The following is a 20,837-nucleotide window of genomic DNA, read 5'->3' as shown; positions in this document are numbered from 1 at the left end:
CGTGTCCACATTACGTGGGTAGGATCACAAGGAGTCATTATTAGGGTGGCTTTTTTATGTTGAGGTGGCCGCGTTTCTTTCTCCTGCCATTATGGTCGCAGGACTGGCATGCCTGCAGAACATGGAATGGTACAGAAAGAAAGGGTATTCGAGTATTGGTGATTTGTTCAAACGCAACAGTACTGACAGGATTGAAGAGACTTGGCTAGTTAATAAGGAGGTCGGAGCTATTGAGCTGGCTGAAGCTCTGCAGGGATTTACCTCCAAAGAGGTCATTTCCCATGGAGATCGCTTCATCCTTATCATTGATAATCTGGACCGAATCAGTGCAGACAAAGTGAAAGAGCTCTGGAGTGATATGGAGCTTATTGCCGGAGCCACTCATGAACACTTCAGGATAGTGGTGCCCTATTCGGCAAGACAGGTTTCAGCCTCACTTTCTGTGGCGGGTTTCAGCGGGCGTGAGTTTATTGCAAAGCGGATTCCTGTAAGTTTTCAGGTTCCTCCTCTTATTTCGGCAGGATGGCAGGAAGCGTTAAGGCAGTACTGGAAAGAAACAGTAAATGAGGATGCAGGGATAGCGTGCCGGGAAGCAACGGTGTTGCTTGAGCGCTGGAAACCCTCTGAGTATCCTCGTATCACACCGCGATTAATGAAGAAGTTTGTTAATGATATTCATATTCTGAACCTTACCGTTCCTGCAACAGAAGATCATCGCCATATTCTTATTGCTCTCTACTTACTGGTGGTCAGATACGGGGAGCGAGATATTAAAGTATTACTTCGCGATCCCAAAGCTAGTCAGACCGAACCCGGTATTGCTCCGGATGATTTTGACGAGATGCTCTCGCTAACTTATCAACAAATATCCCGAATTTTTAATAACGATACAGAAAGATGGAGCGAATTTCTGATGAGCATCCACTATCAGTCCACGGTGGAGCTTGCCAGGAGCGAGTTGCTTGATACGCCTCTTAAAGACGCGATTGGTGCTATAAATATCCCACGGCTTGAAGAACTGACGGCCTTGTGGGGTTTCGCTGAAGCATGGCAGCGAGTGGCACCACATATTCAGATGCGAGACTGGCTGGTTTCTTATAGCCGGATGGATGAGAAGTGTCAGGCTCTCGCCGAACCGCAACTCAAAGTCGCAGTGCAAATGCTGAATCAGAGTTATGCTGTTTCACTCAGAGAAAAGAATGATGAAGGTTTCGTATTGAGTCTGCAGAAACTGATGGCTGACGGGCGGATAAGCCTAGAGCCTTTCGTCGAAAGGCAAATATCGTTTATTGTGAGTAAACTTGATGAAATTCAGGATTCAGAAAAATTGGAGGCTGAATCCACGCAGACGTTGCTGCAGGAAGCTGATTCATACTCTGTTCTGGCCGGTGAATCACTACTGAATAAAATGGAGAATTTTGTAGATGGCGTATTTTATGTGGAATACCTTGTCAATAATGAAGAGACCTTGTCAAACCTGAAAATTGGCACACTAGATATCGGAAATCACGGTCGGGAGGAGATGTTACGCTATGGAGCTGAGCAACCTCAGATAGACCTTTTTAATCCGGGAATTATCCGGCATATCAATATTGCATCGAAGGCGGTACAGAACGTAATTGGAAAGAATGATGGTACAGGTGGGGCTCAGGTTAGCTCTGCAATAATGACGCTTAAAAATCGTCAGGTTGTTGAGGACGTTATCCATTTCAGAAAAATTGTTCTGAGCCCGGACTGGAATAATAATGTTTTAAATCAATATTATCTTAATAATACGGCGACGAGGAATCTCTTCCCTGCGGAATTTGCTGCACAGGCTGTTGCTCACATGGTGCTCCATGGTAACTATGCCGGTATCGAGTCGTACAGTGAACATATTGGTGAGGAACGGTTTGACCTGGCTTTGGCTGCATATCTTCGTTATCTACGTACTGCCGAGAGTATCTTTATAGCACTTAAGGATAAAAATGTTCTGCCGTACATCAAAAATGCTGTTGGCAGGATTGTTGATTTAGGTCTTCTGGTGAATATACCTGTCCTGAGCTTTGTTAAAGGTCAGTATGACGTCATCAAAGAAGCTACAAATGCAACCTCTCTTTTAATATTTGTGCGAGAGCGTCAAAAAGCACTGTCAGAGAAAATAATTGAGTCTGATGTGAATGCTATGGGTCCAGTATTTCTCCATGACGTATATCAGTCAGGTGAGCAGTTTGATATTTTGAAGAAAAAGCTGAACGCCCTGGCATGTGGAGTATTTAGTTCTTCTGAAAGGCTTATTGAGTGTTTTACGGTTCTTCCTGTGAACATGCGCTTTATCCTTGAACAAATGCAACTTCAGGGGCAGCATATCCGGATGGAAGGTAGTGTGGGTATCTTTGCATCATGGTTCCGTGATGCAGAGCCAGACGTTGTCACAAATGCCGAGAACATTCATTTCCTGTGGTCTTGCCTCGACGATACCCAGAGAGAGACTGTACTTGATGAGTTGCACGATGTCTTACTTGAAAGACATATTCGTATTGACAGCCGTATTGCGATTATTACCCGTTTTCATAATGAGTTGTCGTTTATTGAACCTGAGAAGGCCGTTGAACGCAGGGCTATTGCGGCGCTGTTTAGCGCTTCTGTTGATAATGTATTATTGTCTCAATGGCTTGACCGTCAGACGTTTTCATTTTCATCATGGTCTCCGGAGGACGCCCGTACGGCAACGAGTTGTATAATGAATAACTCGGAGATTTTTCCTCTCATCTGCAGGAATTCACAGTATATTAAAAACAGAATGTTACCAGAGAAAGCGGACGTTACAGAAGATAGTGATACGTTTCCGGACTGAGTTCGTTCTTTAAATCCTATACCTGAAGACCACAGCGGTGGTCTTTGGGAGTTTTTTTATTGCCTGATATACATTAAGCATGTTATATCTTGCTAAGAAATAATCATTCAGGGATTAATCATAACTACTGAAGTTATGTTGTGTTCTTTTCTTTTAAAAATAAATTATTCAGATTTATTTTCTATTGATTTAATGAGGTAGGGAATGACAGAAAGTGCTTTGCTTTTGCGAGAGGCATTTAATGAATCGGTTAACTATATGACATGGTCTTTTTATTCACTGATAACTGCTTACGTTTCGATGGCTTTTTATGATAGAGTTGAGGTTAAGACCCGAATAAATAATTATCTGAATAAGTTACTTTTCGTGATTGCTATGTCCGTTTTTATCCCAAATATGTACTTTGTTTCAATGGTGTTCAGTCAGAAGTTAGGCACCGCAGCTGGCGTTGCGTCATTCATTATTGGGCTACTTTTCATGATGTTAAACTCGGCGCCTGTAATTACTGGTATCGTACAGCAGCGCAAAGATTGAGTTTTATGAGTATAGTCAGTTGGGTTTTCATCTGTTTTATCAGACTTAGAAAAATGAAATCTTTCAATTCATTGATTTTAAACGCAAAAAAATTTCTAAATGATCAGAATTATAGGGTGCTCGCTCTGTTCGATCACCGAACACGAAGGTCGTATTATTCAGAGCCGTTCCGAAGAGTCGATTGTTAACGAGATCGAAGCGATTCGCGACACGGTCCCGGGCTTTACCGGCGTAATCTCCGATTTGGGTGGTCCAACGGCTAACATGTACATGCTGCGCTGCAAATCGCCGCGCGCTGAGCAGACCTGTCGTCGTCTCTCCTGCGTCTATCCGAGCATTTGCGAGCATATGGACACCAACCACGAGCCGACGATCAACCTTTACCGTCGCGCCCGTGACCTGAAAGGCATCAAGAAGATCCTGATCGCCTCCGGCGTGCGTTACGACATTGCGGTGGAAGATCCGCGCTACATCAAAGAGCTGGCGACGCACCACGTTGGCGGTTATCTGAAGATCGCCCCGGAGCACACCGAAGAGGGCCCGCTGTCCAAAATGATGAAGCCGGGCATGGGCAGCTATGACCGCTTTAAACAGCTGTTTGATACCTTTTCAAAACAGGCGGGGAAAGAGCAGTATCTGATCCCATACTTCATCTCCGCGCACCCCGGCACCCGTGATGAAGACATGGTGAACCTGGCGCTGTGGCTGAAGCAGCGTCGATTCCGTCTGGATCAGGTGCAGAACTTCTACCCGTCGCCGCTCGCTAACTCGACGACCATGTATTACACCGGTAAAAACCCGCTAAGTAAGATTGGCTATAAGAGTGAAGACGTGGTGGTGCCGAAAGGGGATAAACAGCGCCGTCTGCACAAAGCGCTGCTGCGCTATCACGACCCGAAAAACTGGCCGCTGATCCGTCAGGCGCTGGAAGAGATGGGGAAAAAGCACCTGATCGGCTCGCGTCGTGATTGCCTGGTGCCTGCGCCAACGCTGGAAGAGATGCGCGAAGCGCGCCGCCAGAACCGCAATACGCGCCCGGCGCTGACCAAGCACACGCCAATTGTGCATCAGCGTTCGAACGGTGGGGCTTCGGGGACGAAAAAAACGGGAAAACGTAAGATCGGATAACGATGATGCCCTCACCCCGGCCCTCTCCCACAGGGAGAGGGTGGAAAGCATTCCCTCTCCCTGTGGGAGAGGGTTAGGGTGAGGGGAAACTACCCGCCAAACTGATCCGGATCCGGGCCTAAACGTTTACCTTTATCCAGCTTCGCAATCTCACCCAGCTCGTCTTTATCCAGGCGGAAATCCCAGACGTCGAAGTTCTCGGCGATACGCGATGGCGTGACCGATTTCGGGATCACCACCAGACCGCTATCCAAATGCCAGCGAATGACGATCTGCGCCGGCGTTTTGCCGTACTTATCCGCCAGCTCGCGGATAATTTTCTGGTCAAACACCCCTTCGCCGCCCTGAGCCAGCGGGCTCCAGGATTCGGTCTGGATCTTGTGCGTGGCGTTCCACGAATGAAGCTGGCGCTGCTGCATCAGCGGGTGTAGCTCAATCTGGTTAATCACCGGCGCGACGCCCGTTTCATCAATCAGGCGTTGCAGGTGATGAACCTGGAAATTACAGACGCCGATGCTTTTAATCAGCCCCTCTTTTTGCAGCTCAATCATCCCTTTCCAGGCATCAACGTAATGGTCGATAGCCGGTACCGGCCAGTGCATGAGATAAAGATCGACGAAATCGAGCTGGAGTTTCTCCAGGCTCTCCTGCAACGCTTCGCGGGGACGCTTTTGATCGTCGTTCCACAGCTTGGTGGTGATGAATAACTCATCGCGGGGAATGCCAGCGCTGGCAAGCGCGGTCCCCACGCCGTCCTCGTTTTTATAGGCGGCGGCGGTATCGATGGATCGATAGCCGACTTCCAGGGCTTTATGAATGGCGGAGACGACCTCGTCGTTACCGGCTTTCCATACACCTAGCCCCAGCTGGGGCATCACGTTGCCGTCCTGTAGCTTGATTACGGTTTGGTTTGCCATTTTTCCTCCTTCAGGTGCTCATCGCCGGAGGGAACCTCCGACGATGTGATGTGCATTAAGTCTGGACGAAATGTCAAAAAACGAAAGTCAGGATCCTAAAAACGCTTAGCGTGCCGCTTCGTAAATACGACGGCTGACGTCCAGGGTGATGTCGCCGTGCTCGCCGATCTGCGTCATACCGTGTGCTTCCAGCTTCGCCAGCAGGGCAGGGATGGAGCTGCCGTCCAGGTCGTAGTCAGAGAGACGCGTTGGCACACCCAGGCTTTCAAAGAAGTGACGGGTGGCTTCAATTGCGGCATCAATACGCGCATCGTCGGAACCCTCGGTGATGTTCCAGACGCGTTCGGCGTACTGGAGCAGTTTGGCGCGTTTAGCGTCACGTTTTTCATTCCACAGCGCAGGCAGAACCACCGCCAGCGTCTGGGCGTGATCCAGGCCGTGCATCGCCGTCAGCTCGTGACCGAGCATATGGGTCGCCCAGTCCTGTGGCACGCCTGCACCGATAAGGCCATTCAGTGCCTGTGTTGCAGCCCACATCACGTTAGCACGCACGTCATAGTTTTCAGGCTCTTTCAGCGCTTTCGGACCTTCTTCAATCAGCGTCAGCAGAATGCCTTCCGCGAAACGATCCTGAATTTTGGCGTTTACCGGGTAAGTGACGTACTGCTCAACGGTGTGAACAAAGGCGTCGACCACGCCGTTCGCCACCTGACGCGCAGGCAGGGTATAGGTGTAAACCGGATCGAGGATCGCGAACACGGGCTGAACGTGTTCGTTCATAAAGGCCTGCTTGTCACCGGTGGTTTTACGGGAGATGACCGCGCCTTTGTTGGACTCAGAGCCGGTGGCCGGCAGCGTCAGCACGGAGCCCATCGGGATCGCACTGCTGATGTCGCTGCCGCCCGTTTCCAGAATATGCCACGGGTCGATGCCGTCAGCGTAATGCGCTGCCGCCGCGATGAATTTGGTGCCGTCCAGCACGGAACCGCCGCCCACCGCCAGCAGGAAAGTGATCTGCTCGTCACGGGCGATTTTTACCGCGTTCATCAGCGTTTCATAAGACGGGTTAGGCTCGATACCGCCGAACTCGCGTACGTCCAGCCCTTCCAGAGCGCTGTAAACCTGATCCAGTACGCCGGTTTTTTTCACGCTGCCGCCGCCGTAGGTAATCAGGACGCGGGCGTCCGTCGGGATTTGCGCGCGCAGGTCAGCGATAGCGTCTTTACCAAACAGAATGCGGGTTGGGGTGTGAAGATTAAAGTTGTTCATGGCTTGTTCCCTGTAGTGGGTAAAAAATCGTGGTGGCGCAGAAGGCAACCTGATGCTGCACATTGTGGCGGGCAGGCGCTATCCTCTCAATGCACATTCCTGCCGATGTCTTGCCCATTTCTACAGCGCTCTGGAGAAACGGTAAGAAAATGCGCACACTGTCAGCGTCGGAAACCGTACCCGGAGTAACTGAAAATGAACCGTGATGCCATCTGCCGCCAGCTAACGTCGCAGATTAAAAGACTGATAGATAACGGAAATGATTCGGCTGAGCTGTTGCCGGATATCCGATTGCTCTACGGTACCCAGCCCGGAACGCGCACCCCGGTGATGTATCAGCCCGGCATCGTGTTTCTCTTTTCTGGCCATAAGATTGGCTATATCAATGAGCGCGTGTTCCGTTACGACACCAATGAATATCTGCTTCTGACTGTACCTTTACCCTTCGAATGTGAAACTTTCGCGACAGAGGAGGTACCGCTGGCCGGGATCCGCGTCAACGTCGACATTCTCCAGTTGCAGGAGTTGCTGATGGAGATTGGGGAGGACGAACTTTTCCGGCCGTCGATGGCGGCAAGCGGTATCAACTCCGCGACCTTATCGGAGGAAATTCTCTGCGCGATTGAACGCCTGTTAGACGTGATGGAAAGGCCTCTGGATGCGCGTATTCTCGGAAAGCAGATTATCCGCGAAATTCTTTACCATGTGCTGCTGGGACCGGGCGGCGGGGCGCTGCTGGCGCTGGTAAGCCGGCAAACGCACTTCAGCCTCATTAGTCGCGTGCTGAAGCGCATCGAGAGCCAGTACACGGAAAACCTCAGCGTTGATCAGCTGGCGGCGGAAGCCAATATGAGCGTCTCGGCGTTTCACCATAACTTTAAATCCGTCACCAGCACGTCGCCGTTGCAGTACCTCAAAACCTACCGTCTGCATAAGGCGCGGATGCTGATGATCCACGATGGCATGAAGGCCAGCGCCGCGGCGATGCGGGTCGGGTATGAAAGCGCGTCGCAGTTTAGTCGGGAGTTTAAGCGTTACTTCGGCGTCACGCCGGGGGAAGATGCGTCACGTATCAGAACCATGCAGGGAGCGTGAGGGGAAACGGAGGCCGGGTAAGCGGTAGCGCCACCCGGCTTTTATTTATGCGCTGCAATACTTTTTCTTGATCACCACCGCAATGGTACCCACCAGCCCTGCAACCAGCAGGAAAATCGGCAGGATCATCAGGAAGGTCATCACCTGGTCTTCATGGCGCTTAACAAAGGGGATCATATTCAGCGCGTAGCCGAGCGTGGTAACCACGCCCACCCAGAGCAGGGCGCTCAGCCAGTTGAAGAACTGGAAGCGGCGGTTAGAGAGGCCTGAAATACCCGCCATGGTAGGCAACAGGGTGCGAACGAACGCCAGAAAACGCCCGGCAAGCAACGCCAGCAGGCCGTGACGGTCAAACATGCAGGTCGCGCGCTGATGATATTTATGCGGCAGCTGCGCCAGCCAGCCTTTCACCACGCGGGTGTTTCCAAGCCAGCGCCCTTGCAGGTAGCTCAGCCAACAGCCGAGACTGGCCGCAGAGGTGAGGATCACCATTGTCGGTGCGAAGTCCATCACGCCCTTGCCGATTAACGCCCCTGCGAGCAGGAGCAGGCTGTCACCGGGTAAAAATGAGGCTGGCAGTAATCCATTTTCCAGAAACAGCGTCGCGAACATCACGAAATAGACAATCCCGACGACATGTGGGTCCGCCAGCGCGGCAAAATCGTGTTGCCAGAGCGCCGTGATGATATTTTGAATAACAGCCATGGACTTTCCTGTGGAACAGCAGATATAACGCTATTGTACTCCTAATTTTGCCTGTCGGGGTTGATCGCAGGCGCATCTCATACAGACTTTTCTGCTTGCGGTGTTCAGAATAGCGTCCAGGGAGTACATGTCAGCCAGCACTTTACACGATGCGCTCAAATCCTGCCGATAAATCCGCAATTAAATCGTCCACATTTTCCAGCCCGATATGCAGGCGGATTAAGGTCCCCTCGAAGTCCACCTCGCCGCCCGGGCGCAGGGCCGCAATCTGCTCCGGCTGATTGGGCAGGATCAACGATTCAAACCCACCCCATGAATAGGCCATGCTGAAGAGGGTAAAGTTATCCAGATAGCTTGCCAGCTCGGCGTCATTCAGGCGCTTCTTAAGAACAAATGAGAACAACCCGCTGCTGCCCGTAAAGTCACGTTGCCAGTATTCGTGGCCCTTGCTGCCCGGCAGCGCCGGATGGTTAACGCGCTCCACCTGCGGATGCAGCGCCAGCCACTGTGCAATTTGCAGGCTGCTTTCGTGATGCTGACGCAGACGCACGCCGAGCGTACGGATGCCCCGGCTGGTCATGTAGGCGGTATCGGCATCCACCATCTGGCCCATCAGGTAGGCGTTTTCACGCAATTGATCCCAGCAGCGGGCATTAGATACCGCCGTACCGATCATGCCGTCTGAGTGGCCAATCAGGTATTTGGTCGCCGCCTGAATGGAGATATCGATGTCAAATTCCAGGGCTTTAAACAGCACACCTGCCGCCCAGGTGTTGTCGATCATGATGATCGCTTCCGGCGCTATGCTGCGCACCGCCTTCACGATGGCCGGGACGTCATGCACTTCCATAGTGATGGAGCCGGGAGATTCCAGGAACACAACGCGCGTGTTGGGCTGAATAAGCCCGGCAATACCGGCCCCAATCAGCGGATCGAACCAGCTGGTGGTGACGCCGAGCTTGCTGAGTATTTTGGTGCAGAAGTCCTGGCTTGGCTCGTAGGCGGTATTGGTCATCAGGATGTGGTCACCCTGTTCAACAAACGCCAGAATGGTATTGGCGACCGCCGCCGCACCGCACGGGAACAGCGCGCAGCCCGCGCCGCCCTCCAGTTCGCACATGGCTTCCTGCAACGAGAAATGGGTTAACGTGCCACGGCGACCGTAAAACAGCCCGCCCTTCGCGCGATTACGCGTGGCGATTTTTTTATCTTCGACGGTATCAAACACCAGCGAGGAGGCACGCTGGATCACGCTGTTGACCGAGCCCTGAGTGTATTTTTTACTGCGTCCTGCCTGCACCAGCGTGGTTTCAAGCTGCTTTTTAGTCATGTTCGCCAACCCTATTTTTATACGTCTGGACGTCCAGACTACCACGATTGTCAGAATGTGCATCCGGATGCTTATCGAATAAGCAGAAAATATTATCAAATATTCGCATAAGAAATTTTTACTGCGTAAGCGCAAGGAAAGTGAGCGAAAATTACGGCACTATGTAAATACTAATGAGAACTACTATCAATTCGACGACGTTTTGATATTATTACGTTCAGATTGTGTGATTTGCGTCCTGGAGATACAGAGTGGGTAATAATTTGATGCAGACGGATCTCTCCGTTTGGGGCATGTATCAACATGCTGACATCGTCGTTAAGGTTGTGATGATCGGCCTGATTCTGGCGTCCGTGATCACCTGGGCTATCTTCTTCAGCAAGAGCGCCGAACTTCTTTCACAAAAACGCCGCCTCAAGCGTGAGCAGAAGCAACTGGCGGAAGCCCGCTCTCTGGATCAGGCTTCTGATATCACCTCATCCTTCCATGCGAAAAGCCTGACTACCCTGTTAGTGAACGAAGCGCAGAACGAGCTGGAACTCTCCGCAGGCAGTGAAGATAACGAAGGCATTAAAGAGCGTACCGGCTTCCGTCTGGAGCGTCGCGTTGCGGCCGTGGGTCGTCATATGGGCCGCGGTAACGGCTACCTGGCGACTATCGGCGCTATCTCCCCGTTCGTCGGCCTGTTCGGTACCGTCTGGGGCATCATGAACAGCTTTATCGGTATCGCCCAGACGCAGACCACTAACCTTGCGGTCGTCGCGCCGGGTATCGCAGAAGCGCTGCTGGCAACGGCTATCGGTCTGGTTGCCGCTATCCCTGCGGTAGTTATCTATAACATCTTCGCGCGCATGATTGGCAGTTACAAAGCCACACTGGGTGACGTTGCCGCGCAGGTTCTGCTGCTGCAAAGCCGCGATCTGGACCTGAACGCCAGCGCCGTTAAACCGGTGCATGCGGCGTCCAAACTGCGCGTAGGTTGATTGTATGGCAATGCGTCTTAATGAAAATCTGGACGATAACGGTGAAATGCATGAGATCAACGTGACGCCGTTTATCGACGTCATGCTGGTTCTGCTGATTATCTTTATGGTTGCCGCGCCGCTGGCGACGGTGGACGTGAAGGTGAATCTGCCTGCGTCCTCCAGCCAGCCGCAGCCGCGTCCGGAAAAGCCTGTCTACCTGTCCGTGAAGGCCGATAAGTCCATGTTCCTGGGCAACGATCCGGTGACGGATGCCTCGGTTATTCCGGCGCTGGACCAGCTGACCGGCGGCAAGAAAGACACCACCGTCTTCTTCCGCGCAGATAAAACCGTCGATTATGAAACCATGATGAAGGTAATGGACACGCTGCATCAGGCGGGATACCTGAAGATTGGTCTGGTCGGCGAAGAGAAAGCGGCCGCGAAGTAAAACGAAGGCGAAGCCGCCTTCCGTGCCGGGTGGCGGCTTCGCCTTACCCGGCCTACAATCTCAGGCTAGCGCCGCCGGGCGAACCACGTTGTCAGCAGTTAGAAGATGTTGTTGACGCCTCTTCATCGAGCGCCACGCAGGTGACGTTTGATGTGCGATAGTTGCCTTCCAAGAGTTTACGGGTCAGGCGCAGGGTGGCTGTCTCGCGTGCCAGCAGGTACTGATAGTTCGTCTCCAGTCGCCCAAGGATCTTCTCTTTAAGCTCAGGGCGCAGCTCAATAATGGCGTTCATCACCGCGCCGTGAATCTCCTCTTTGGCCTGCAAGGCATAAATCTCCCGACGGTTCTGCCATTTCAGGCGCACCAGCGTGGCCGGAATCGAAACCAAGTCCTGCGTTATTCGCGTCATCTCGTCATTTTTTATCTTTTTCAGGGCGTCGAGATTCTGCTTTAAGATAAATTCATCGCTTTTCTTATCATCTAAAGTCAAATAAACGTTATTACCGCTATCATCATTCACGTTAATCATCCCCCAGGTTATAAAAAATGGGATTGTTTTTTTCACGCGTAATTAAGTTAAGCCAAATTTCATTGCCAGCTTCATTTATTTGCTGTGTTTTCTCGGCCATTATTTGACTTAGAGCCTGGGCATCTATTTCCCCTTCGGCCTGTAAATCATTTAGCAGATGAACTAAGGCTTCAATCTTGATGGCACGAAATAACCGTTCTTTTAAATGGCGATCGTGCTCTTCCAGCACCATATTACGGGATTTGCCGGTGCGTGAAACACCAATTAATATATCGGCTTCATAGTCGGAGAGTTTTCTTTTTCCTTGAGTGAAATTCGCCTCTTTATCTGCTTCCGTCGAAGGCCGTTCCACAGGCGTAATGTGGTACTTTGCCGGGACAAGATTGTCGGGCAGCATTTTAATTTCCTTTAATTTCAAAAGGGTGGGGTTGGAAAAAGGGTGAGATTCGTTGACAATATCATGAGGCAATTTTAAAATCAAAAAAAATGGAGCCTACCCATGAACAGCATTTTCTTCACGGTCGTAACGTTACTATTACTGACCGCTGGCGTGCTTTTATTGATGCAAGAGTTCAATAAAACGAAAGTGTCAAATGACGCCAGTGAACCACCGCAGCCTGAATTGATGTCCAAAGAGGAGGGGGAAGATCATTTCTCCGTCTTGATGAACGCCGTGACGCCAGTCTGGTACTGGCGGGTGAATCACGAATATATCGATTTTCTCCATGCGACAATTAAGCGAATGAAAATGGACGAAATTAATGATACGCCCGGCCTGTTCGACGCGCAGCGCCGCTGTAGCGACCTTAATTCGGCGGTCTATAAATATTACGACAATATCAAAAAGCGCTGTCTGAATGGCGAGAAGGTGTCGTATTCCGATTTAGACGTATTAAATCTGCGCCAGTGTTTTCGCGAGTTTAGCCTGGAAGCCTACCCGGAACTGGTCGCGCTGGTCTGGCCGGAGTATGCGCGTCCGGATGTGGATCCCAACGAGGTATAGTTGAGATATACTGAGCGCTGGTTTCGTTTGCAGACAGGATTTTATGGAACGCTTCTTTGAAAACGCAATGTATGCCTCTCGCTGGCTGCTCGCACCCGTCTATTTTGGTCTCTCTCTGGCGCTGGTCGCCCTGACGATCAAGTTCTTCCAGGAGATATTCCACGTCCTGCCAAACATTTTCTCCGTGGCAGAAGCCGATTTGATTCTGGTTCTGCTGTCGCTGGTGGATATGACGCTGGTAGGAGGATTACTGGTGATGGTGATGTTCTCCGGTTATGAGAATTTCGTCTCTCAGCTTGATATCGCCGAGCACAAAGAAAAGCTCAACTGGCTGGGGAAAATGGACGCCTCATCGCTGAAAAATAAAGTCGCGGCGTCGATTGTGGCGATTTCGTCTATTCACCTGTTACGTGTCTTTATGGACGCGAAAAACGTCCCGGATAATAAGCTGATGTGGTATGTGATTATCCACCTGACGTTTGTACTGTCGGCGTTTGTGATGGGGTATCTGGATAAGATCAGTAAGAAATAAATTTACCAGGCCCCTCACCCTGCCCTCTCCCCAGAGGGGAGAGGGTGTTCAAGTTCCCTCTCCCCTCTGGGGAGAGGGTTAGGGTGAGGGGCGAAAGCATCGGACCGCACTATTTATCCGACGACGCCTGCCACAAATTCAGCTCACCATCCGCCACGTGCTGGTCAATCCGCGTCAGTTCATCTTCGGTAAAGCACAGGTTATTCAGCGCCTGAACGTTCTCTTCCAGTTGCTCCGGGCGGCTCGCGCCAATCAGCACTGACGTTACACGTGTATCTTTCAACAGCCAGCTTAGCGCCATCTGCGCCATCGTCTGCCCGCGCGCATGCGCCATCTCGTTCAGCAGACGAAGGCTGCTCAGGTTGGCTTCGGTCAGCATTTTCTCCGTCAGGCCACGCACTTTTTTCCCTTCGCGCTGCATACGTGAACCGTCCGGAATACCGTTCAGGTATTTCCCGGTCAGCAGGCCCTGCGCTAGCGGGGTAAAGGCGATACAGCCCGTTCCGTTTTTCTCCAGCGCGTCCAGCAGACCAGTCTTGTCGACCCAGCGGTTAAGCAGGTTGTAAGACGGCTGGTGGATCAAAAGCGGGATCTTCCACTCGCGCAGCAATTCGGCCATCGCCGTCGTGCGTTCCGTGGAGTAGGACGAAATGCCGACGTACAGCGCTTTTCCGCTCTGCACCGCGTGTGCCAACGCGGCGGCGGTCTCTTCCATCGGCGTGTTTTCGTCTACGCGGTGAGAATAGAAAATATCCACATACTCCACGCCCATGCGTTTCAGGCTCTGGTCGAGGCTGGCGAGCAGATACTTACGTGAACCGCCCGAACCATACGGTCCTGGCCACATGTCGTAGCCCGCTTTGGTGGAGATGATCAGCTCGTCGCGATACCCGGCAAAATCTTCTCGCAGCAGGCGGCCAAAATTTTCTTCAGCGCTGCCTGGAGGGGGGCCGTAGTTGTTGGCAAGGTCAAAATGGGTAATGCCGAGATCGAAGGCCTTACGCAGCAGCGCGCGCTGGGAATCGAGCGCCTGAACGTGGCCAAAGCTGTGCCACAGACCCAGCGACAGCGCCGGTAAGCGCAGGCCGCTTTTGCCGCAGTATCGGTACTGCATGTTTTCGTATCGGCCGGTGTAAGGGTGCCAGGACATGATGTCTCCTTTCTTATCGGTGAATTTTCGAAACAGCGTTTTTATTCTAAGCTTATCAAATCATAAATCATGGAGATAAGCGATGACGCGCCTGACTGCCAAAGATTTTCCGCAAGAGCTGCTTGATTACTATGACTATTACGCCCACGGTAAAATCAGCAAACGCGAATTTCTGAATCTCGCGGCGCGCTATGCCGCAGGCGGCGTAACGGCGCTGATGCTGTTTAATATGCTTAAACCCAACTACGCCCTCGCGGAGCAGGTTAAATTCACCGATCCCGATATTCTTCCGGAATACATCACTTATCCCTCGCCCAATGGTCACGGCGAAGTGCGCGGTTACCTGGTGAAGCCGGCCAAAGCCACCGCGAAAACGCCCGCGGTAGTGGTCGTGCATGAGAACCGGGGGCTGAATCCGTATATTGAAGACGTGGCACGACGCGTGGCGAAAGCGGGGTATATCGCGCTGGCTCCCGACGGCCTGAGCTCGGTGGGGGGATACCCCGGCAACGACGACGAAGGAAAGGTTTTGCAGCAGAAGGTCGACCCGACAAGGCTGATGAACGACTTTTTTGCCGCCATAGAGTTTATGAAAAATCATCCGGAAGCCACCGGGAAGGTGGGGATTACCGGTTTTTGCTACGGCGGCGGCGTATCGAATGCCGCCGCCGTAGCGTATCCGGAACTCGACTGCGCGGTGCCCTTCTATGGTCGTCAGCCGCGGGTGGAGGATGTGCCAAAAATTAGCGCGCCGCTCCTGCTTCATTATGCCGAGCTGGACAAAAATATTAACGAGGGCTGGCCTGCCTATGAAGCCGCGCTGAAATCAAATAATAAGGTTTATGAAGCGTATATCTACCCTGGCGTAAACCATGGATTTCACAACGATTCTACCCCACGCTATGACCAGCCCGCAGCCGAACTGGCCTGGTCGAGAACGTTAAGCTGGTTTAAAAAATATCTGGAATGATAAGCCCTGCTTAAATAAATCATCACAAAGGGTTATCTTTTCCCCTGTCCCTGCCGATAACGAGGGTAGTACTCGCCTCTGGGCGAATTCACCCTCACGGCAAGGAATACTCAATGAAGATGCTTCGTAATTTCACCATCCGTTTCGTCATGCTGACGGTACTGGGGATCTTTTGTGTCATGTGGGCAGGCGTGGGGCTTTACAGCACCTGGTCTCTGTCTCGTGTTTCTGATGGTAATGACGTTGACCGCCAGCTGGTCAGGCAAATGACGGTGCTGAGCCAGGGCAACGATCAGTATTTCCGTTTCGTCACCCGCCTGAGCCGGGCGATGGAAGCTAAAGCAGCGGGCGGCACGCCGGACCTGGCTCCTGCTCAGCAGGCGCTGGATAACATGAGTAAAAAGCTGGCAGAGATGAAGGCTATCTCCCCGGGCCCGATGGATGAAAAGGTCTCTGCGCAGGTGATTTCCACCTGGCAGGCGCTGCTCGATCGGGGCGTTACGCCTCAGATGGTGCAGGCAAAGCAGGCGACGCTCGAAGGCTATCGTCAGCATGCCAACAACGTTACGCCGCCGCTAAGCCGCGCTTTTGGCGCCGCGGTTGAGAACTTTAACAATTCTGCGGTGAAGGCGCTCGACAGTACGCGCGTTGTGGTCGACAGCCTGACCAGCATGACCCGGACGGTGATTATCACCGCCACGATCGTGGGTCTGCTGATCCTGCTGTTCACCGACCGCTACCTGGTGGCGCTGCTGGTAAAACCGCTGGAGCGTATCCGTCAGCAGTTCCGCCAGATTGCGCAGGGCGATCTCAGCCAGCCGATTGAGCCCATTGGCCGCAACTGCGTGGGGCAACTGGTTCCGCTGCTAAGCGCCATGCAGGACAGCCTGCGGGAGGCGGTCAGCACGATTCGTTCCGGCAGCGAGAATATCTGGCGCGGGGCAACGGAGATCTCCAGCGGGAATAACGATCTCTCTTCGCGTACCGAAGAGCAGGCCGCTGCGCTGGAAGAGACCGCGGCCAGCATGGAGCAGCTTACCGCAACGGTGAAGCTGAACGCCGAAAGCGCGCGCCAGGCCAGCCAGCTTGCGGATGTCGCCTCCAGTACGGCCAGCCGCGGCGGGTCGCTGGTAGACGATGTGGTCACGACCATGAGCGGCATTTCGGACAGCTCGAAGAAAATTGCTGAAATCACTACCGTTATCAACAGCATCGCCTTCCAGACCAATATTCTGGCGCTGAACGCCGCGGTGGAAGCGGCTCGGGCCGGGGAGCAGGGGCGCGGTTTTGCGGTCGTGGCGGGTGAGGTGCGTAATCTGGCCAGCCGCAGCGCGAATGCGGCAAAAGAGATCGAAGGGCTGATTGCGGATTCCGTTGCCCGCGTGGAGCAGGGGGCGCAGCTGGTGAACGATACCGGCACGACGATGGAAGCTATCCTGCGCGACGTGACGGAGGTGACCGTCATTATGAAGCAGATCGCCACCGCGTCAGAGGAGCAGAGCAAAGGTATTTCTCAGGTCGGCGTAGCCATCACGCAGATGGACGGCGTGACCCAGCAGAATGCCTCGCTGGTGGAGCAGGTTTCCGCCGCCGCGGCCGCACTGGAACGGCAGACCGAAGAACTCCAGCGCTCAGTGCAGAAGTTCCGTCTCTCCGCGTAACATCATCGCGTCAGGCCGTCTCTGGCGGCCTGACATTTATCGCTCTGAATAATCTGTGTCACCTGCGACAGCTGACCGATTTTCACTTCGCTTGCCCGCATAAATTTACTTTTGTCGATCAGCAGCAGCGACTGGCTGGCCCGGTTTAACAGCAGCGCCTTAAAGCCCGCGTTGTGCTCGGACGGATCCCAAAGGACGCCATGCTCATCAACCCCTTCACACGAGAAGATAAACAGATCGATCTCCAGCCCTTTAAGCTGCGTCACCAGCGCCGGATTAACATAGCAGCGATACTTACGCTCAAGCGTTCCACCGGAACAGATAAGCGTGATCCGCTCGCGCTTCGCCATCTCGTGGCAGACAGGCAGGCTATTGGTAAACACGGTGAGTTCGATATCCGGAAGCTGGCGCGCCAGATGAAAGCAGGTCGAGCTTGCGTCGAGGGCGATGGTCATCCCTTCGCTGATCCAGCCCAGCGCGTGTCGGGCAATATCGGCTTTGTCGGCATAATGGCTTTTCAGGCGTGCGCCAAAGGGTTCACCGCTGTCGCGGCTGTCCGGGTGAATCAGACGCGCACGCCCGTGCTGGCGCAGAAGTTTCCCCTGCTGCTGTAACGACTTCAGATCCCGGCGGATCGTCTCTTTGCTGACGGAGAGCTTTTCAGCCAGGGCATCGGTGGTCAGCCAGTCACTTTTACTCAGCAGGGTGATGATGCTCTGCTGTCGGGTCGCTTTTAGCGTCTGGTCTGACATTCGAGGATCCTTGCGCACGCGTGCTGACTCATTTTTCTCATCGCAGAAGAGGGGCGGCGAACCGCCCGGTCATGGGTCAACCCTGACGTTTATCTTCCGTCTGGGTATCGAAGTCGCTCGCTGAATGGCGCTCATGCAGCTGCTCGTTCAGCTCGCCGTTGGTGCGGTTAACAATGCGCCCGCGTTTAACGGCCGGGCGATTCGCCACATCTTTTGCCCAGCGCTGCACGTTGGTGTACTTCCCGGCGTCGAGGAATTCGGCGGCGTTGTAGACGCTGCCCAGCGCCACGCAGCCAAACCATGGCCAGACTGCCATATCCGCAATGGTATATTCCTCACCCGCTACATAACGACCGCGCCCCAGCTGCTTGTCCAGCACGTCGAACAGGCGTTTAGCTTCCATGGTGAAGCGATCGATAGCGTACTCAATCTTCACCGGCGCGTAGTTATAGAAGTGGCCAAAACCGCCGCCGAGGAACGGGGCCGCGCCCTGTAACCAGAACAGCCAGTTCAGGGTTTCCGTTCGTCCTGCCGGATCTTTTGGCAGGAAGTGACCAAATTTCTCGGCCAGATAGAGCAGGATATTGCCGGATTCAAAGACGCGCGTCGGCGGGGTGGTGGAGTGGTCACGCAGTGCCGGGATCTTCGAGTTCGGGTTCACGTCGACAAAACCGCTGGAGAACTGATCGCCCTCACCGATGCGGATTAACCATGCGTCGTATTCCGCGCCCGTCACGCCCAGCGCCAGCAGCTCTTCCAGCATGATGGTAACTTTCTGTCCATTCGGCGTACCCAGAGAGTACAGCTGGAGCGGGTGCTCGCCCACAGGCAGCTCTTTCTCGTGCGTAGCGCCCGAGACGGGACGGTTGATATTGGCAAACGCGCCGCCGTTATTCTGTTTCCATTCCCACACTTTCGGTGGCTGATAGGTGTTATCTGACATGTTGGCCTGCCTTTTTGGTGTTGTGTTGAGGCAGTGTAGCAGGAGATAGGGGAACCGTTTAACGATGCGAGCGTAATGGGCAGGGCGGGTGTATGATAACGCCACCTCTGTCAGTTAATTACAACGTGCAGACGACGACAACCCCACAAAAAAATTGCCGCCTGCCTGTTTTAGGTTGGACACATGCGTAAAGGAACGTTAAGCAGTGACGCACCCTTCGGGACGTTATTAGGTTATGCGCCGGGTGGCGTGGCGATTTACTCTTCAAATTACGGCAGTCTCGATCCGCGGCACTACCCGGAAGACGCGGAATTCCGCAGCTATATCGGCAACGAATACATGGGCCATAAATGGCAGTGCGTTGAGTTTGCGCGCCGTTTCCTGTTTCTCAACCACGGGTTTGTCTTTACCGACGTCGGGATGGCGTGGGAGATCTTCTCCCTGCGTTTTTTACGCCAGGTGGTAAACGACAACATCCTGCCGCTACAGGCCTTTGCTAATGGCTCAAAACGCGCGCCGCAGGCCGGTGCGCTGCTCATCTGGCAAAAGGGCGGTGAGTTTCAAGAGACCGGCCACGTCGCCGTCATCACCCAGTTGCTGGACGACAAAGTGCGCATTGCCGAGCAGAACGTTATTCACTCTCCGCTGCCGATGGGGCAGCAGTGGACGCGCGAGCTGCGTCTGAGCGTTGAGAACGGTTGCTATACGCTTCATGATACGTTCAGCGATACCGAGATCCTCGGCTGGATGATCCAGACGGAGGAGACGGAACACAGTATTCCTCAGCCGGAGATCGACGGTGAGCTGCTGAAAATCAGCGGCGCGCGGTTGAAGAACAACCGTCAGTTCGACGGAAAATGGCTCAATGAAAACGACGCCCTGCAACAGGCGTACGTTCGCGCGAACGGCCACGTTATTAACAACGATCCCTGCCAGTACTTCACCATTACCGAAAGTGCCGAGCAGGAGCTGATCAAAGCCACCAACGAACTGCACCTGATGTATCTTCATGCCACCGACAAGGTGCTGAAAGACGACAGCTTACTCGCGCTTTTCGACATCCCGAAAATTCTCTGGCCGCGTCTGCGCCTCTCCTGGCAGTGGCGTCGTCACCATATGATCACCGGTCGTATGGATTTCTGCATGGATGAGCGCGGCATTAAGGTTTACGAGTACAACGCGGATTCCGCCTCCTGCCATACCGAGGGCGGGCTGATTCTTGAAGAGTGGGTGAAAAACGGCTATCGCGGCACCGGCCACAATCCGGCGGAAGGGCTGCTGGAAGAGCTGACCGGCGCCTGGAAGCACAGCCACGCGCGGCCGTTCGTCCATATCATGCAGGACAACGATATCGAAGAGGATTACCACGCGCTCTTTATTCAGCGCTCGCTGATCCAGGCCGGGTTTGAAACCAAAATCCTGCATGGACTGGGCGCGCTGAGCTGGGATGCCGCCGGGCAACTGATTGATGATGAAGGCCGTCACGTCAACTGCGTATGGAAAACCTGGGCGTGGGAAACGGCGATCGAGCAGATCCGCGAGGTGAGCGAAACCGAGTACGCCGCCGTGCCCATCCGTACCGGTCACCCGCAAGGTGAAGTGCGCCTGATTGACGTCCTGCTGCGCCCGGAAGTGCTGGTCTTTGAACCGCTGTGGACGGTGATCCCAGGTAACAAGGCGATCCTGCCGGTGCTGTGGCAGCTGTTCCCGAACCACCGTTACCTGCTGGATACCGATTTTGAGGTGAATGCGCTGCTGAAACGGACAGGCTATGCCGTTAAACCGATAGCCGGACGCTGCGGGAGCAATATCAATCTGATCGGCGCCCAGGATCAACTGCTGGACCAGTCCAGCGGCAAGTTTGTTGACCGCAAAAATATCTACCAGCAGCTATGGTGCCTGCCAAAGGTTGACGGCAGATACATACAGGTCTGCACCTTTACCGTGGGCGGAAACTATGGCGGAACCTGTCTGCGTGGGGATGACTCGCTGGTGGTGAAGAAAGAGAGCGATATTGAACCGCTGATTGTGGTGAAGGATAAATAACGTCTCCCTGTTATAAAAAAGCCC

General features: G+C 53.4%; 19 protein-coding genes and 1 pseudogene. 11 read left to right on the top strand and 9 right to left on the bottom strand.

What is annotated here, in order from left to right; genetic code table 11:
* Positions 1 to 64 precede the first annotated feature (64 nt).
* The 3 genes and pseudogenes from L350_RS05900 to L350_RS05910 all read left to right on the top strand — a co-directional run.
* On the top strand, positions 65 to 2,836 hold the full coding sequence (locus tag L350_RS05900) for a P-loop NTPase fold protein (RefSeq protein WP_032415320.1): 2,772 nt from the start codon (positions 65 to 67) through the stop codon (positions 2,834 to 2,836).
* 204 nt (positions 2,837 to 3,040) lie between these two features.
* Positions 3,041 to 3,370, top strand: coding sequence for a hypothetical protein (locus L350_RS05905; RefSeq protein ID WP_000140246.1), 330 nt, complete (start codon positions 3,041 to 3,043; stop codon positions 3,368 to 3,370).
* Between the two features lie 114 nt (positions 3,371 to 3,484).
* A pseudogene (locus tag L350_RS05910) lies at positions 3,485 to 4,498 on the top strand (radical SAM protein); the annotation flags it as partial.
* A gap of 89 nt (positions 4,499 to 4,587) precedes the next feature.
* Here L350_RS05910 and dkgA read toward each other — a convergent pair.
* Both dkgA and yqhD read right to left on the bottom strand, forming a co-directional pair.
* The gene (gene dkgA / locus L350_RS05915) at positions 4,588 to 5,415 is read right to left on the bottom strand and encodes a 2,5-didehydrogluconate reductase DkgA (protein WP_023298605.1); all 828 of its coding nucleotides are present in this window, start codon (positions 5,413 to 5,415) and stop codon (positions 4,588 to 4,590) included.
* 105 nt (positions 5,416 to 5,520) lie between these two features.
* Complete coding sequence (gene yqhD, locus L350_RS05920; RefSeq protein WP_032626276.1) at positions 5,521 to 6,684, bottom strand: alcohol dehydrogenase; 1,164 nt, start codon at positions 6,682 to 6,684, stop codon at positions 5,521 to 5,523.
* Between the two features lie 195 nt (positions 6,685 to 6,879).
* Here yqhD and L350_RS05925 point away from each other — a divergent pair, with 195 nt between their 5' ends.
* Positions 6,880 to 7,779, top strand: a complete 900-nt coding sequence (locus L350_RS05925; protein WP_017382749.1) for an AraC family transcriptional regulator — start codon at positions 6,880 to 6,882, stop codon at positions 7,777 to 7,779.
* 45 nt (positions 7,780 to 7,824) lie between these two features.
* On the opposite strand, the gene yghB is transcribed toward L350_RS05925, so the two are convergent.
* Positions 7,825 to 8,484, bottom strand: a complete 660-nt coding sequence (gene yghB / locus L350_RS05930; protein ID WP_015571869.1) for a DedA family general envelope maintenance protein YghB — start codon at positions 8,482 to 8,484, stop codon at positions 7,825 to 7,827.
* A 142-nt stretch (positions 8,485 to 8,626) separates the two neighbouring features.
* Positions 8,627 to 9,814, bottom strand: a complete 1,188-nt coding sequence (gene metC / locus L350_RS05935) for a cystathionine beta-lyase (protein ID WP_032626274.1) — start codon at positions 9,812 to 9,814, stop codon at positions 8,627 to 8,629.
* Positions 9,815 to 10,065: 251 nt separating this feature from the next.
* Between metC and exbB the strand changes: the two genes are divergently transcribed.
* Positions 10,066 to 10,797: a tol-pal system-associated acyl-CoA thioesterase gene (gene exbB / locus L350_RS05940; protein WP_023298602.1), complete on the top strand. Its 732-nt coding sequence runs from the start codon at positions 10,066 to 10,068 to the stop codon at positions 10,795 to 10,797.
* A 4-nt stretch (positions 10,798 to 10,801) separates the two neighbouring features.
* On the top strand, positions 10,802 to 11,227 hold the full coding sequence (exbD, locus tag L350_RS05945) for a TonB system transport protein ExbD (protein ID WP_023298601.1): 426 nt from the start codon (positions 10,802 to 10,804) through the stop codon (positions 11,225 to 11,227).
* Between the two features lie 91 nt (positions 11,228 to 11,318).
* On the opposite strand, the gene L350_RS05950 is transcribed toward exbD, so the two are convergent.
* Together L350_RS05950 and L350_RS05955 are read right to left on the bottom strand one after the other, a co-directional pair.
* Positions 11,319 to 11,756, bottom strand: coding sequence for a hypothetical protein (locus L350_RS05950; protein ID WP_032626272.1), 438 nt, complete (start codon positions 11,754 to 11,756; stop codon positions 11,319 to 11,321).
* On the bottom strand, positions 11,749 to 12,153 hold the full coding sequence (locus L350_RS05955; protein WP_032626269.1) for a hypothetical protein: 405 nt from the start codon (positions 12,151 to 12,153) through the stop codon (positions 11,749 to 11,751). Before L350_RS05955 ends, L350_RS05950 begins: the two co-directional genes overlap by 8 nt.
* 102 nt (positions 12,154 to 12,255) lie before the next feature.
* Between L350_RS05955 and L350_RS05960 the strand changes: the two genes are divergently transcribed.
* Positions 12,256 to 12,759: an ESA_00282 family adhesion-associated protein gene (locus L350_RS05960; RefSeq protein ID WP_032626267.1), complete on the top strand. Its 504-nt coding sequence runs from the start codon at positions 12,256 to 12,258 to the stop codon at positions 12,757 to 12,759.
* Between the two features lie 43 nt (positions 12,760 to 12,802).
* Positions 12,803 to 13,291, top strand: coding sequence for a TIGR00645 family protein (locus tag L350_RS05965; protein WP_006811956.1), 489 nt, complete (start codon positions 12,803 to 12,805; stop codon positions 13,289 to 13,291).
* A 109-nt stretch (positions 13,292 to 13,400) separates the two neighbouring features.
* Here L350_RS05965 and L350_RS05970 read toward each other — a convergent pair whose 3' ends face one another.
* The gene (locus tag L350_RS05970) at positions 13,401 to 14,441 is read right to left on the bottom strand and encodes an aldo/keto reductase (protein ID WP_023306937.1); all 1,041 of its coding nucleotides are present in this window, start codon (positions 14,439 to 14,441) and stop codon (positions 13,401 to 13,403) included.
* 82 nt (positions 14,442 to 14,523) lie between these two features.
* Here L350_RS05970 and yghX point away from each other — a divergent pair, with 82 nt between their 5' ends.
* Both yghX and L350_RS05980 read left to right on the top strand, forming a co-directional pair.
* On the top strand, positions 14,524 to 15,411 hold the full coding sequence (yghX, locus tag L350_RS05975) for a YghX family hydrolase (RefSeq protein WP_023306936.1): 888 nt from the start codon (positions 14,524 to 14,526) through the stop codon (positions 15,409 to 15,411).
* A gap of 113 nt (positions 15,412 to 15,524) precedes the next feature.
* Entirely contained in the window at positions 15,525 to 17,072 is a 1,548-nt protein-coding gene (locus L350_RS05980) for a methyl-accepting chemotaxis protein (protein WP_022649391.1), read from the top strand.
* A gap of 2 nt (positions 17,073 to 17,074) precedes the next feature.
* Here L350_RS05980 and fucR read toward each other — a convergent pair whose 3' ends face one another.
* Both fucR and yghU read right to left on the bottom strand, forming a co-directional pair.
* Positions 17,075 to 17,824 (bottom strand): L-fucose operon activator, encoded by a 750-nt coding sequence (gene fucR / locus L350_RS05985; RefSeq protein ID WP_023298593.1) that lies wholly within the window; start codon positions 17,822 to 17,824, stop codon positions 17,075 to 17,077.
* Between the two features lie 76 nt (positions 17,825 to 17,900).
* Positions 17,901 to 18,767, bottom strand: coding sequence for a glutathione-dependent disulfide-bond oxidoreductase (gene yghU, locus L350_RS05990; protein ID WP_032626264.1), 867 nt, complete (start codon positions 18,765 to 18,767; stop codon positions 17,901 to 17,903).
* Between the two features lie 183 nt (positions 18,768 to 18,950).
* On the opposite strand from yghU, the gene gss reads away from it, so the two are divergent.
* On the top strand, positions 18,951 to 20,813 hold the full coding sequence (gene gss, locus L350_RS05995; RefSeq protein WP_032626262.1) for a bifunctional glutathionylspermidine amidase/synthase: 1,863 nt from the start codon (positions 18,951 to 18,953) through the stop codon (positions 20,811 to 20,813).
* Positions 20,814 to 20,837 lie beyond the last annotated feature (24 nt).

The organism is Enterobacter sp. MGH 4 (assembly GCF_000534735.1).
GTDB classification, from domain to species: Bacteria; Pseudomonadota; Gammaproteobacteria; order Enterobacterales; family Enterobacteriaceae; genus Enterobacter; species Enterobacter intestinihominis.
The sequence above is the reverse complement of the archived record's forward strand: the minus strand, read 5'-3'. Positions and strand labels throughout refer to the sequence as shown.